Here is a 12,916-nt window from a genome sequence, read left to right as displayed (position 1 = left end):
AACAGGTGCGTTGAGGATGAACGGATGATCGAAATTCATGACGAGCGGGCGGGCGATATCGCGGTGATCCATGCGGTGCCGGCGGGGCAGTATCACCGGCCCTTGCCGACGGTGTTCTTCTGTCACGGCTATACCTCGTCGAAAGAGGTGTACGCCTACTTCGCCTATGCGCTGGCGCGCGTCGGTTTTCGGGTGGTATTGCCGGATGCCGATCGGCACGGCGAGCGGTTCGACGGCGATGAGGCGCGGCGTCTGGCCACGTTTTGGGAGATCCTGCGCAGCAATATCGACGAGCTGCCGCAGATCAAGGCGCACTTCGAGCGGCTTGGCCTGATTGCCGACGGGCGTATCGGCGTCGCCGGCGCCTCTATGGGGGGCATGACCGCGCTTGGCGCCTTCGCGCGCTTCCCGTGGGTCCGGGCGGCCGCCAGCCTGATGGGTTCCGGCTATTACCGTTCGCTGGCGCAAACGCTGTATCCGCCGTTGGGCGCAGAGGGTGAGGCGCTCTCGCCGGCGGCGTTTGCGGCGCGCACCGCCGTGCTGGCGGAATATGAGCTGGAGGGGCGTTTGGAGACGATCGCCGGGCGGCCGCTATTGCTGTGGCACGGCGAGACGGACGACGTGGTGCCGGCGGCGGACAGCCTGCGTTTGGCGGCTGAACTGCGCCGGCAAGGTGCGGGCAGCCGTCTGACGTCGCTCGTCGAACCGGGGGTGAAGCACCGCATCACGCCGCTGGCGCTGTCCGCCACGGCCGACTTCTTCCGCCGCGAGCTGTAATACGCATCCTGGCGCGATGCCTGGAATTGCACCGCTCTGTGCCTGCTGTTTCGGCCATCGTTTGGCCGAATAAAGGGGAGAATGCCAGCGTGAATTCTTTCAGGGCAGCAAGGAGCAAAGGGCATGATAAAAAACATCGGCAGTGCGGCCGGTTTAATGGGAACGATGAAAGCACGCGCCGAGCTTAACTCAGCGGCCTTCAGCGAGATGTTGGGAGCCGCCGACGGCAAGGCGCGGCAAAACAAGGCGAATCCGCTGTCGCGCATCACCGTGCAGACGATGCAAAACGTGACGGCGCTGTTCGCCTCCGCGGCGAAAGCGGCGCCCACTCACCCCGCGGCAGCCGGTGCGCTCTCGTTCGAACAGCGGGCGACGCTGGCGGAAAGCGCAGAGCTGCTGCAAACGCGAACGAACTATCTGCGGACGGCGCTGCAATTGCACAATCCGGGCAAGGCGTTCAGCATGCCGGCGCTGCTCAAGCTGTGATAAGGAAAGCGGAGCGCCCAACGAGCGGCGCTCCGGTGCGGACTGAACGGGCTTTCTGATGAAACCCTGGGGATTTCCCTGGCGTGGCTTGTCTCTTTAGCGATACAGCTCGGCGCTGACGTGCATCGTGCTGTTGTCGCCCGGTTCGTGCAGGGCGATGATGCGATAAGAGGTCGCGCCGCGTTGATCGGCGATTTTACTGACCTGGCTGCTGGCGTCATCCGGCGAAACCACGTTCTGGTTCAGGGTGACGAAGCCGACGCTCTGGCGTTGATCGGCCTGGTGCGACGTGATCTCCGTGGCGGCCATTACGTTGGCGGAGAACAGGGCGGCCAGCGCCGTTGCGAGAATGATGCGTTTCATAGTGCCTCTCTTACTTTTTGCCGTTACGGCCTGACAGCGAGTGTCGCTGCGGCAAAAAGTCATTTATCTGCATTGAATAACCTGGAATCTTTTTCGTCGCGCTGTCTGCGGCGGATATGGTTAATTTTAGTCCGTTGCGGCGGATTAAAAAGCGGGGTCTTTTGATGGCCTCTTTCAAAAAAAGTGAAATAGATTTGTGACTCAGCGCTGATTTCATTGAAAGATTTTTGAAACCGATGGATCGGCGTACATAGGTTCTCCCACGAGCAAATCGTGCTATTTCCCATAACGCCTCGCATTAACGCGAATAAAACCCACGCAGTCCTTGAGTTTCCCGCCCTGCGTCAGTATGATTACGCGTCATTTTTCAGCCGCACACTAAACACGTTCCTTGCTTCCATGGGCCGCGGTTGACCCTGACAGGAGGCTGAATAATCCGTAAGGAGCAATTCGATGCGTCATTACGAAATCGTTTTTATGGTCCATCCTGACCAAAGCGAACAGGTTCCGGGCATGATCGAGCGTTACAGTGCTACCATCACTAACGCGCAAGGTCAGATTCACCGTCTGGAAGACTGGGGCCGCCGTCAGCTGGCTTATCCGATCAACAAACTGCACAAGGCTCACTACGTTCTGCTGAACGTTGAAGCGCCGCAGGAAGCGATCGATGAGCTGGAAACTAACTTCCGCTTCAACGACGCCGTTATCCGCAGCATGGTTATGCGCGTTAAGCACGCGGTAACTGAAGCATCTCCGATGGTTAAAGCGAAAGACGAACGTCGTGGCGATCGCCGCGAAGACTTCGCTAACGAAACCGCAGATGATGCAGATGCTGGGGATTCTGAAGAGTAATTGCCGCCGTGACGGCTAATCGTCTGGTTTTGTCGGGCACTGTGTGCAAGGCGCCGGTTCGAAAAGTGAGTCCTTCCGGGATACCGCACTGCCAATTTGTGCTAGAGCACCGTTCGCAGCAGACGGAAGCCGGATTCAGCAGACAAGCATGGTGCCGAATGCCCGTGGTTGTCAGCGGACAACAGTCACAAGCACTAACTCAAAGATTAACGGTCGGCAGTCAGATTACCGTGCAAGGCTTTGTAAGCTGCCATCAAGGGCGCAACGGGCTGAGCAAATTGGTTCTGCATGCCGAGCAGATTGAATTGATAGATTCTGGAGACTAGCCAAATGGCACGTTATTTCCGTCGTCGCAAGTTCTGCCGTTTCACCGCGGAAGGCGTTCAAGAGATTGACTATAAAGACATCGCTACGCTGAAAAACTACATCACCGAAAGTGGTAAAATTGTACCGAGCCGTATCACCGGTACTCGTGCAAAATATCAGCGCCAGCTGGCCCGTGCTATCAAGCGCGCGCGCTACCTGTCTTTGTTGCCGTACACTGATCGTCATCAGTAATCGGCCACTGTCCATTAACGACTTTGAGAGGATAAGGTAATGCAAGTTATTCTGCTTGATAAAGTAGCAAACCTGGGCAGCCTGGGTGATCAAGTTAACGTTAAAGCGGGCTACGCTCGTAACTTCCTGGTACCACAGGGCAAAGCTGTTCCTGCTACCAAGAAAAACGTTGAGTTCTTCGAAGCACGCCGTGCTGAACTGGAAGCCAAACTGGCTGACGTTCTGGCTGCTGCTGAAGCTCGCGCAACCAAGATCAACGAACTGGGTTCAGTCACCATCGCTTCCAAATCTGGCGACGAAGGTAAACTGTTCGGCTCTATCGGCACCCGCGACATCGCTGACGCAGTGACTGCGGCAGGCGTTGAAGTTGCCAAGAGCGAAGTTCGTCTGCCGAACGGCGTTCTGCGTACCACTGGCGAGCACGAAGTGCACTTCCAGGTACACAGCGACGTGTTCGCACAGCTGAATGTAGTTGTGGTTGCAGAAGCGTAATTTACGCTGCTGTTAACCCGGTTAAAACGCCAGCCTCGCGCTGGCGTTTTGCTTTTCTGCGCCCGGCAAAACGCGCTACGCTTGAAGACGGGATAAAAAGGAGAGCGTGCGATGGCAAAGATTACGCTACAGCGGGTTTACGATTTCAGCGCGCCGGCGCCGGAACACTGTTATCTGATAGACAGGCTATGGCCGCGCGGCATCAGCAAGGAGCGGCTGACGGGCGTGCAGTGGCTGAAACAGGTGGCGCCGGATGACGAACTGCGCAAGTGGTTCCATCAGCATACCGACCAGTGGGCGGTCTTCGAGGCGCGTTATCGCCAACAGCTGGCGGCCAACGACGCCTGGCGGCCGCTGGTGGCGCTGTTACGGCAGGGGCAAGCGCTGACGCTGCTGTATGGCAGCAAAGATACCGAGCACAACCAGGGCGTGGTGCTGCGCGAGTTTTTGCTGGCGCAGCTGTAGGGATTAGCGTTCCCGGCGGTAGCTGCCGTCGGCCTGGCGGCGGAACAGCGCCTGGCTATTGTCCACTGTGGTGACCGACAGCGCGTTAATCACGCCGTTGGCGCCGCGTTCGATGCGCACTTCCTGGCCGGCTTTCATGTTGCTCAGCGGCTTGTCGCCGCCTTCCACCTGCGCCATGGCGAACACTTCATTCACCGGCAGATTGTTGTCGCGAAACAGCTGGGCCAGGGTCTGGCCGGGCTGGATTTGGTAACGCTGCCAGTTGCCCGCCGGCGTTGGTTCGTTGGCAGACGTGGTGCCGCCGTTTTGCCGCTCGGCCTGCAGCGGCACGCTGGTTTCCTGCTGGGAAACCGGGAACGGCTGTCTTTCGGGCGAGTAGGGCCACAGCAGGGCCAGCAGCAGGATGATACCGAAGATCAGCACCCAGCGGCGGTGAAAGTAGGGCAGCGGCTCCATCCAATGGAAACCGTCCGGCAGATGCCAGACTTTGGCCAGCAGCGCTTTGACCTGCTGCATTTTGTCGTTGGCCGGCGGTGGCTCCGATGGCGGTTCCGCGCCTTCAGACGTGGGTGCGGCGCCCGATTTCAGGCGCTGGCTGACGTTCAGCCAGGTGCGCAGCAGCGGCTGGTAGATGCGGGTGGTTTTCCTTCTCCTGGGCGCGATTCTGCCCATGGTGACCTCTCTTCGACGGCGAAATAATGAGCGCGGCGCGGCAAGCGCGTCGCCTGCCCGATATCCTGCTTTCAGTATAGTCCGCTAACTGATTGAAGTGAAAGGCGGCTGAGCGGCAGGGCCGGGGTTTGCGGCTGCGGGCGTTAACAGAAGGTTATTGTTTCTTTTTCTACGACAAAAGTCATCATTCTCCACACAAGATTTTACCCGGCATTGACGCGCTGTTATGCTGCGCTTTCGACTTTTTACAGACTTAAGGAAAACCCCATGACAACCCCTTCTTTTGACAGCGTTGAAGCGCAAGCAAGTTACGGGATTGGTTTACAGGTCGGCCAGCAGCTGCAAGAGTCCGGGCTGGAAGGTTTGCAACCGGAAGCTTTGCTGGCGGGCCTGCGTGACGCGCTGGAAGGGAATGCCCCGGCGGTTCCGGTAGACGTGGTGCACCGTGCGCTGCGTGAAATCCACGAGCGTGCGGACGCGGTGCGCCGCGAGCGCCAGCAGGCGATGGCGGTTGAAGGCCAGAAATTCCTGGACGACAACGCCAAGCGCGACGACGTGACGCTGACCGAGTCCGGCCTGCAGTTCTCCGTGCTGGAGCAGGGCAACGGCCCGATCCCGTCCCGTCAGGACCGCGTGCGCGTGCACTACACCGGTCGTCTGATCAACGGCGACGTGTTCGACAGCTCGGTTGAGCGCGGTCAGCCGGCAGAATTCCCGGTCAGCGGCGTGATCCCAGGCTGGATCGAAGCGCTGACCCTGATGCCGGTCGGCTCCAAATGGCAGCTGTATATCCCGCATAACCTGGCCTACGGCGAGCGTGGTGCAGGCGCGTCCATCCCGCCGTTCAGCGCGCTGGTGTTCGACGTCGAGCTGCTGGAAATCCTGTAATCCCACCGAGGATTGCTCCGGGCGCCTTCGTGGCGCCCTTATTTTATGCGCCGCGCAGCGCGCGCGGGAACAGCAGATTGTTTTCCAGGCTGATGTGCTCCATCAGATCGCCGATAAACTCATCGATGCCGGTGTACAGCGCTCGCCAGGTGGTGCAGGCGCCCTCCGGCGGCGTCACGTTATCGGTGAGGAACTTCACCACTTCCAGCTGCTCACCCGCCTCGTCATGTTCATGCTCCATCACCGAGATCGGTCCGGCGGCCTGCGGCCCCATGCCCTGTTTGATCAGCGGGAACAGGATCTGCTCCTCTTTCATCATGTGATTCTCCAGATCCAGACGGATCAGGTTCAGCTGCTTCGCCAACCCGCGCGGGCAGCTGGGTTTGTCGCCGTGCACGCGTTCGACTTTTTCCGCCATCAGCACCAGTTCGGCCAATTGCTCGCGGTGCCGCTGATGAAAGCGCGGCAGAATGTAATCGATCACTTCACCGAGCGGCGCTGTGCGCCAGTCCCGGCTTTGTTCCGGCGTGGCGGCGAGTGCGGCCAGCGCGTTCTCCAACTGGTCGATGTCCAGCCCTTTACGCTCGGCGGCGCGCGCCAGCGACTGCCGGCCGCCGCAGCAGAAATCCAGCTGATGCTGGCGAAACAGCCGGGATGCCCGGGGAATGGCGATGGCGAGCGCGCCAAGGGATTGGTTGCGGTAATCCATGGTAGTGCCTCTTTAAACGAAGGAATTTTATAACATGTATTTTAAATGCAATTTAAAGGGCGCGCCAGTGGGAAAATAGCGAAGCTGGCCGGGGGATGGCCCCGGCCGGGTGATTATTTCGCGCTTAAATCGATGCGATAGACCGTGAAGCCGATACGGTCATTGCCCTCGGCGGTCATCGGATATTGAGCGTGCTCCTTGATAAACGCCGTCGCTTTGTCCGACGGCGAAGTCTCGAAGCGGATATCCAGCGGCTGCTGGCTGCTGAAGGTCGCCAAACGCCAGTTGTTGTCCGCCTGCGGATGCACCGCGCCGTGCCGTTGGGTTTCGGCGCTGATGTAGGCCGCCAGCACCGAACGGTTCTCATCCGGCGAAGCGAAGGCGATGTGTTTGTCGCCGGTGCCGGCAAACTTGCCGCCGTAGGCGCGGTAGTTGTTGGTGGCAACCAGGAAGGTGGCGTTCGGATCGATCGGCTTGCCGTTGAAGGTCAGCTGCTTGATGCGCTCCGCCTTGTCGTTGATCAGCTGGCATTCGCCGTCGTAGCGTGCCGGCTGGCTGACGTCGATCTGGTAGTTGACGCCGTCGATCACGTCGAAGTTATAGGTGCGGAAGCCGTCCCAGTTGATCAAGCCCTGCGGCTTGGCGCTGTTGACGTCGATCTGGTTGAACTGGCCGGCGGAGCACTCCAGCCACTCTTTCACCTCTTTGCCGCTGGCCTTCACTACTACCAGGGTATTGGGGTAGAGATAGAGATCGGCGGCGTTGCGGAAGGTGAGCTGGCCCTTTTCCACTTCGACGAAGCTGGCCGGATCGTTCTTGCGGCCGCCGACCTTGAACGGCGCCGCCGCCGACAGCACCGGCAGATCGGCCAGATCCGGATCGCCCTGAATGTAATGTTCAACGTAGGCCTTCTGCGCATTGTTGACGATCTGCACCGTCGGATCGTCCTGCACCAGCGCCAGGTAGCTGTACATGTTGCCGTCGGATTTGCCGATCGGCTGGCTGACGAACTCGCGCGTGCCCTTGTGATCGTCCGCCAACACTTTCACCAGCGCGGTATCTTCCGCCGCCAGCGATTTCTTGTTCTCTTTGTCGTAGATCGGCCGCGCTTCCGCTTTGGCGGCGGTCACTTTCCAGCTGCCGCCATCGTTGTTGAGCTGCAGGTCGACCACGCCGAGATGATCGCCCCATTGGCCCGGCATCACCGCCGGTACGCCGTTCAGCAGGCCTTTATCGATATCCGCGCCTTTGATATTGGCGAAGTCCTTGCTCGGGAACACCGCATGGGCGTGGCCGAACATGATGGCGTCGATGCCCGGCACCTGGCTGAGGTAATAGACCGAGTTTTCCGCCATTGCCTTGTAAGGCTCGCTGGACAGCCCGGAATGCGGGATCGCCACCACCAGATCGGCGCCCTGTTTACGCATTTCCGGCACGTAGCGCTTGGCGGTGGCGGTGATGTCGTCCACCGTCACTTTGCCCTGCAGGTTAGCTTTATCCCACACCAGGATCTGCGGCGGCACGAAGCCGATGTAGCCGATGCGCAGTGTATGCGCCTTGCCGTCGCGGTCCTTCACCGGCGTATCGACGATGATGTAGGGCGTGAACAGCGGTTTTTGCGTTTTGGCGTCGATGACGTTGGCGTTGATGTACGGGAATTTGGCGCCGGCGATGGCGTTCTTCAGGTAGTCCAGCCCGTAGTTGAATTCATGGTTGCCGATGTTGCCGACCACGTAGTCCAGCGTGTTCATCGCCTTATAGACCGGGTGCACGTCGCCCGGCTTCAACCCCTTGGCCGCCATGTAGTCGCCGAGCGGGCTGCCCTGAATGATGTCGCCATTGTCCACCAACACCGCGTTGGTAGCCTGTTGGCGCGCCTGCTGGATCAGGCTGGCGGTGCGCACCAGGCCGAACTTGTCGGTCGGCGTGTCCTTGTAGTAATCGAAGTCCATCATGTTGCTGTGCAGATCGGTGGTTTCCAGCACGCGCAGATCGACGGTGGCCGCCTGCGCCGAGGCGCACACCAGCAGCGCAAGCGCGGACAGCGTCAGTGGATGCTTCATCATTTGGGGGCTCTCCATTCCATTATTCGAGTGTTATCGCAGAGGGAAATGTAATTAACATTGCTTGCCACAGTAAAATGTGAAGTGTGGCAGAAAACGGCGGCAGGTAACGCGGGGAAGTTCACAGTTGTGCCCAACAAGATCTGAGGAATTCCCGAGGGTTAGCCGGTTGAGATGGATATTCGGCGTAAAAAAAACTAGTCTGCTAGCAGAGACAGAGGGAAATTTCCCACGGAGATGCAGAGTTGAGGTGCATGATGTTAGAGCGAATTTGCCAACTGTCCCGCGAGGCGGGGGCGGCGATCATGGCGGTGTACGACGGTGAACAACCGCTTGATGTCGCACAGAAAAAAGATGATTCACCGGTGACGGCGGCCGATCTGGCGGCGCATCACATCATCAAGCGCGGCCTGGCGGCGCTGACGCCGGAGGTGCCGCTGCTGTCGGAAGAAGATCCGCCAGCGTGGGAAGAGCGCCGCAGCTGGACGCGTTACTGGCTGGTCGATCCGCTGGACGGCACCAAAGAGTTCTTGCACCGCAACGGTGAGTTCACGGTCAATATCGCCCTGATTGAAGAGGGGCAGGCGGTGATGGGCGTAGTGTACGCGCCGGCGATAGACGTATTGTATCTGGCGGAGCGCGGCAAGGCCTGGAAAGAAGAGAAGGGCGTGCGGCAGGCGATCGGCGTCAGCAACGCGCATCCGCCGCTGGTGGTGGTGAGCCGCTCGCATATCGACGACGAGCTGAAAGATTATCTGCAGCAGCTGGGCGAGCACCAGACCGTGTCCGTCGGTTCCTCGCTGAAGTTCTGCCTGGTGGCGGAAGGCAAGGCGCAGCTCTATCCGCGCTTCGGGCCGACCAACATTTGGGATACCGCCGCAGGGCATGCGGTGGCGGTGGCCGCCGGGGCGCAAATTCACGATTGGCAGGGCAAGCCGTTGCTCTATACCCCGCGTGAATCCTTCCTCAACCCCGGCTTCCGGGTGTCGCTGTTCTGAGTTAGTTCGCCAACAGCTGGTGCAGCTTGGACATCACCTGCTGCACCTCTTCCGGCGTCAGCGCGCCGTCTTTGGCAAACTGAATGCGCCCTTGCTTATCCAGCACCACGATGGCGGAGCCTTTCGGCTGCAGATCCCAGGCCTTGCGCACGTTACCGTCGCTGTCGACGATAAACTGCGACCACGGGAACTCCTTCTTGCTGTCTTCAATGCTGCTGCGCACAAACATCGCGGTGCCCATCAGGGCATCGTCGGTGTTGACGATTGTCGTCGTTTGGTAACGATCGTGTGGTAGCTTCGCCTTCTTGATCGCTTCAATCAGTGGGTCGTTCATGTCTTTGGCGGAGCTGCGGCCGGCAATATGTTGTATCACTCGCACTTTTCCACTGAGCTGCGCGCTGTTCCAGTTCTGGTAGCTAAAATTACCGTCAGCGTAATTGAGCTCTCCTTTGTCGCTGACGCCGACCGGCGCCACGCGCTGCTGGAGCTGGAAGTTGTGCGCGGAAGCGAAAAGCGGGGCGAGCAGCAGGGATACCATCAGCATGCGACTTGTTTTCATGCTTTCTCCTTGTAATGGGGGGAATTTGTGCGACAGCACTTCGACAGCCTAAAGCATAGGATGTGATAAGAGGTCTGTCCTGTTAACCGGATCGCAGATTTTCCCTTGGTTCGCTAATCATCAGATTTTGAAGGGATATCCTGAAAACGTTATAAATTATCATATACAATTCTGTCAAAAAGTGTAAATCCAGTGCAGATCACCGGGCAGAAGTGAACGATCTGGTCTTTACTGGGTCTACTACATGCAATCAAGTTGCGTTCTGAATTTCGAGGCTGCCACCTTTGGCGGCTCGCTGAGCGCATGGATCAACGGGAGGAGCGTAAAAGAATGAGAATCTTCCAGCGTTATAACCCTTTGAAAGTGGCGAAGTACGTTAAGACCCTGTTTCGCGGAAGGCTGTATATCAAGGACGTGGGCGCATTTGAATTCGACGAGGGGAAAATCCTGCCGCCGAAGATTCGCGACAAGCGCCATTTCAGCGTGATGTCTGAAGTGAACCGTCAGGTGCTGCTGCTGCAGGCCGAGATGGGGTGAACACCTCGCTGACGGCGGTAAAAAAATGCGGCCCCGATGGGGCCGCTGATGTTTTTGTCTTATCGCCGTCAAGCTACGGGGTGTCATCCGGCGCTTTCGGCAGCACCGCCGCCGGTTTGTCGCTCAGCCGGGTGACCAGCAGCTGGTCTATCTTGTAGCTGTCGATATCCACCACTTCGAACTTGTAGCCGGCGTATTTGACGAAGTCGGTGCGTTTCGGGATCTTGCGCAGCATATACATCATAAAGCCGCCGATGGTCTCGTAGTTGCCCGCCTGCGGGAACTCGTCGATATCCAGCACGCGCATCACGTCGTCGATCGGCGTGCCGCCCTCAATCAGCCATGAGCTTTCGTCGCGCGCCACGATCTGCTCTTCCTGGCCCTGGCCGACCAAATCGCCCATCAGCGTGGTCATCACGTCGTTGAGGGTGATGATGCCCACCACCAACGCATATTCATTGAGGATCACCGCGAAGTCTTCGCCGGCGGTCTTGAAGCTTTCCAGCGCTTCGGACAGCGTCAGCGTATCCGGCACGATCAGCGCCGAGCGGATCTGCACGCCGCTGCTCAGCACCAGGCTCTGGTTGCCCAGCACGCGGTTCAGCAGGTCTTTGGAGTCGACGTAGCCGACCACCTGATCGATATGGCCGTCGCACACCAGGAACTTGGAGTGCGGATGGGTCGAGACCTTCTCCTTGATGCTCTCTTCGCTTTCGCGCAGGTCGAAGTACACCACGCTTTCGCGCGAGGTCATCGAAGACGGCACGGTGCGCGATTCCAGTTCGAACACGTTTTCAATCAGCTCATGTTCCTGCTTGCGCAGCACGCCCGCCAGGGCGCCGGCTTCCACCACCGCGTAGATGTCGTCGGAGGTGATGTCGTCCTTGCGCACCATCGGCAGCTTGAACATACGGAAGATCAGGTTGGCCATGCCGTTGAAGAACCACACCAGCGGGCGGAAGATCATGATGGAGAAACGCATCGGGTTGATGATCCGGACGGCGACCGTCTCTGGTGCAATCATACCGATGCGCTTCGGGGTCAAATCGGCGAACAGGATAAACAGGCTGGTCACCAGCACGAAGGAGCAGATGAAGCTGACCTGTTCCGCCAGTTCGGGCGACAGGAAACGATCGAACAACACCTTGAAGGTGGGAGAGAAAGCCGCGTCGCCGACGATACCGCCGAGGATGGCCACGGCGTTCAGGCCGATCTGCACCACGGTGAAGAAGATGCCTGGGGTTTCTTGCAGTTTAAGCACTCTGGCGGCGTTGACGTTGCCTTCGTCCGCCATCAGCTTCAGTTTGATCTTGCGCGAGGCGGCCAGAGAGATTTCCGACAGTGAGAAGAACGCACTCACCGCGATCAGAAAAAGAATCAGTAAAATACTGTTTAACATAATCTATCCATACGTGCCGACGGGATGCCGGCGCTCTTGAGGAAGGGTAGTACATAGTAAAAAAAGCAGCGATAACAACCAGAAGGGAAGCTATCGGGCCGCAGAAGCGGCCCGCACAGTATAGCAGTTGCCCCACAGGGGCCGCCAGCGGTTAAAAAAGTGCCGCCGGCCGGCATCGGATCAGCCCTGCGGCGGCAGGCAAACGCCGATGCCGCCCAGCCCGCAGTAGCCTTCCGGATTCTTGAACAGGTACTGCTGATGATCGTCTTCCGCGTAATAGAACGGCAGCGCCGGCGCGATCTCGGTAGTGATGACGCGCTTGTCGCCCGCCGCCTCCATCGCCTGCTGGAAGCGCTGCAGGCTGCTTTCCGCCTCGGCCTGCTGCTCCGGGCTCAGCGTATAAATCGCCGAGCGGTACTGGGTGCCGACGTCGCCGCCCTGGCGCATGCCCTGCGCCGGATCGTGATTTTCCCAGAACACCTGCAGCAGCTGTTTGTAGCTGACGACCTGCGGATCGAACACCACGCGCACCACTTCGGCGTGGCCGGTCTGGCCGCTGCACACTTCGCGGTAGGTCGGGTTCGGCGTGTAGCCGCCGCTGTAGCCGGCGGCGGTGCTGTAAACGCCCGGCTGCTGCCAGAACAGGCGCTCAACGCCCCAGAAACAGCCCATGGCGAAGATCGCCACCTCCATGCCTGCCGGCACCTGGGTCATCGAGTGTTCGGTGACCACGTTGAGCGTTGCGACAGGCATTGGCGTGGTGCGGCCAGGCAGCGCGCTTGCCTTATCGACGGTTTGTGATTTATCAAAAAATGGCACCACGGTTGACTCCTGTTGTCACAGTAAGAATTGACCCTACATGGGGGCGGTTCGGTTGTATCTCACCGCGTCTTTGCCCACAATAAGTGGCAAGTTGAGTTTATGTATAAGCTTAACGCAGTATTTTGAGCGCCAAAAGTGAAGAATTCGCCTGTTGCGCGGTGGTGGCAAGCGCGGCGGGCGGCGTCCGGAACAAGGTTGAAGAGGGCTGCCGTCATGATAGCGCGGAGTCTGCCCTGGCCCCGGAGCGAACACCATAACAGGAAAGTAAAATCAATA

The 12,916-nt window shown here is 59.0% G+C and carries 17 protein-coding genes; 10 read left to right on the top strand and 7 right to left on the bottom strand.

What is annotated here, in order from left to right; genetic code table 11:
* Positions 1-24: 24 nt before the first annotated feature.
* Entirely contained in the window at positions 25-777 is a 753-nt protein-coding gene (gene yjfP / locus ACJ8HH_RS15935; RefSeq protein ID WP_043148251.1) for an esterase, read from the top strand.
* Positions 778-900: 123 nt separating this feature from the next.
* Positions 901-1,263: a hypothetical protein gene (locus tag ACJ8HH_RS15930; protein WP_033648694.1), complete on the top strand. Its 363-nt coding sequence runs from the start codon at positions 901-903 to the stop codon at positions 1,261-1,263.
* 96 nt (positions 1,264-1,359) lie between these two features.
* Here the strand turns inward: ACJ8HH_RS15930 and ACJ8HH_RS15925 are convergent, their stop codons facing one another.
* Positions 1,360-1,626 (bottom strand): DUF1471 domain-containing protein, encoded by a 267-nt coding sequence (locus tag ACJ8HH_RS15925; RefSeq protein ID WP_033636793.1) that lies wholly within the window; start codon positions 1,624-1,626, stop codon positions 1,360-1,362.
* Between the two features lie 453 nt (positions 1,627-2,079).
* Here ACJ8HH_RS15925 and rpsF point away from each other — a divergent pair, with 453 nt between their 5' ends.
* From rpsF to ACJ8HH_RS15900, 5 genes are all read left to right on the top strand, one after another.
* Positions 2,080-2,478: a 30S ribosomal protein S6 gene (gene rpsF, locus ACJ8HH_RS15920; RefSeq protein WP_004933634.1), complete on the top strand. Its 399-nt coding sequence runs from the start codon at positions 2,080-2,082 to the stop codon at positions 2,476-2,478.
* A gap of 8 nt (positions 2,479-2,486) precedes the next feature.
* Positions 2,487-2,804 (top strand): primosomal replication protein N, encoded by a 318-nt coding sequence (gene priB / locus ACJ8HH_RS15915; protein WP_004933632.1) that lies wholly within the window; start codon positions 2,487-2,489, stop codon positions 2,802-2,804.
* Between the two features lie 4 nt (positions 2,805-2,808).
* Positions 2,809-3,036: a 30S ribosomal protein S18 gene (gene rpsR, locus ACJ8HH_RS15910; protein WP_000135199.1), complete on the top strand. Its 228-nt coding sequence runs from the start codon at positions 2,809-2,811 to the stop codon at positions 3,034-3,036.
* A 39-nt stretch (positions 3,037-3,075) separates the two neighbouring features.
* The gene (rplI, locus tag ACJ8HH_RS15905; protein WP_004933629.1) at positions 3,076-3,528 is read left to right on the top strand and encodes a 50S ribosomal protein L9; all 453 of its coding nucleotides are present in this window, start codon (positions 3,076-3,078) and stop codon (positions 3,526-3,528) included.
* A 111-nt stretch (positions 3,529-3,639) separates the two neighbouring features.
* Positions 3,640-3,993 (top strand): DUF488 domain-containing protein, encoded by a 354-nt coding sequence (locus ACJ8HH_RS15900; RefSeq protein ID WP_033648693.1) that lies wholly within the window; start codon positions 3,640-3,642, stop codon positions 3,991-3,993.
* Between the two features lie 3 nt (positions 3,994-3,996).
* Here the strand turns inward: ACJ8HH_RS15900 and ACJ8HH_RS15895 are convergent, their stop codons facing one another.
* Positions 3,997-4,665 (bottom strand): OapA family protein, encoded by a 669-nt coding sequence (locus ACJ8HH_RS15895; RefSeq protein WP_060451788.1) that lies wholly within the window; start codon positions 4,663-4,665, stop codon positions 3,997-3,999.
* Between the two features lie 267 nt (positions 4,666-4,932).
* Between ACJ8HH_RS15895 and fklB the strand changes: the two genes are divergently transcribed.
* Positions 4,933-5,553: an FKBP-type peptidyl-prolyl cis-trans isomerase gene (gene fklB / locus ACJ8HH_RS15890; protein WP_004933618.1), complete on the top strand. Its 621-nt coding sequence runs from the start codon at positions 4,933-4,935 to the stop codon at positions 5,551-5,553.
* Between the two features lie 43 nt (positions 5,554-5,596).
* Here fklB and ytfE read toward each other — a convergent pair whose 3' ends face one another.
* Both ytfE and ACJ8HH_RS15880 read right to left on the bottom strand, forming a co-directional pair.
* The gene (gene ytfE / locus ACJ8HH_RS15885; RefSeq protein WP_033648691.1) at positions 5,597-6,262 is read right to left on the bottom strand and encodes an iron-sulfur cluster repair protein YtfE; all 666 of its coding nucleotides are present in this window, start codon (positions 6,260-6,262) and stop codon (positions 5,597-5,599) included.
* A gap of 113 nt (positions 6,263-6,375) precedes the next feature.
* Positions 6,376-8,328, bottom strand: a complete 1,953-nt coding sequence (locus ACJ8HH_RS15880) for a bifunctional 2',3'-cyclic-nucleotide 2'-phosphodiesterase/3'-nucleotidase (RefSeq protein WP_060426716.1) — start codon at positions 8,326-8,328, stop codon at positions 6,376-6,378.
* Positions 8,329-8,582: 254 nt separating this feature from the next.
* On the opposite strand from ACJ8HH_RS15880, the gene cysQ reads away from it, so the two are divergent.
* A complete protein-coding gene (cysQ, locus tag ACJ8HH_RS15875; RefSeq protein ID WP_033638653.1) occupies positions 8,583-9,323 on the top strand; it encodes a 3'(2'),5'-bisphosphate nucleotidase CysQ in 741 nt (246 codons plus the stop codon).
* A 1-nt stretch (position 9,324) separates the two neighbouring features.
* Here cysQ and ACJ8HH_RS15870 read toward each other — a convergent pair whose 3' ends face one another.
* On the bottom strand, positions 9,325-9,882 hold the full coding sequence (locus tag ACJ8HH_RS15870) for a YtfJ family protein (RefSeq protein WP_025159587.1): 558 nt from the start codon (positions 9,880-9,882) through the stop codon (positions 9,325-9,327).
* Positions 9,883-10,212: 330 nt separating this feature from the next.
* On the opposite strand from ACJ8HH_RS15870, the gene ACJ8HH_RS15865 reads away from it, so the two are divergent.
* Positions 10,213-10,419 (top strand): DUF1107 domain-containing protein, encoded by a 207-nt coding sequence (locus tag ACJ8HH_RS15865; protein WP_033636801.1) that lies wholly within the window; start codon positions 10,213-10,215, stop codon positions 10,417-10,419.
* A 73-nt stretch (positions 10,420-10,492) separates the two neighbouring features.
* Here ACJ8HH_RS15865 and ACJ8HH_RS15860 read toward each other — a convergent pair whose 3' ends face one another.
* On the bottom strand, positions 10,493-11,818 hold the full coding sequence (locus tag ACJ8HH_RS15860) for a hemolysin family protein (protein ID WP_047569637.1): 1,326 nt from the start codon (positions 11,816-11,818) through the stop codon (positions 10,493-10,495).
* A gap of 180 nt (positions 11,819-11,998) precedes the next feature.
* Positions 11,999-12,640 carry a peptide-methionine (S)-S-oxide reductase MsrA gene (gene msrA / locus ACJ8HH_RS15855; protein WP_033648689.1) on the bottom strand — a complete coding sequence of 214 codons (642 nt, stop codon included), beginning with the start codon at positions 12,638-12,640 and terminating at the stop codon, positions 11,999-12,001.
* Positions 12,641-12,916: the final 276 nt, after the last annotated feature.

It is taken from the genome of Serratia sp. CY32780 (assembly GCF_052169135.1).
GTDB lineage: Bacteria > Pseudomonadota > Gammaproteobacteria > Enterobacterales > Enterobacteriaceae > Serratia > Serratia sarumanii.
This window is presented reverse-complemented; position numbering and strand designations above follow the sequence as displayed.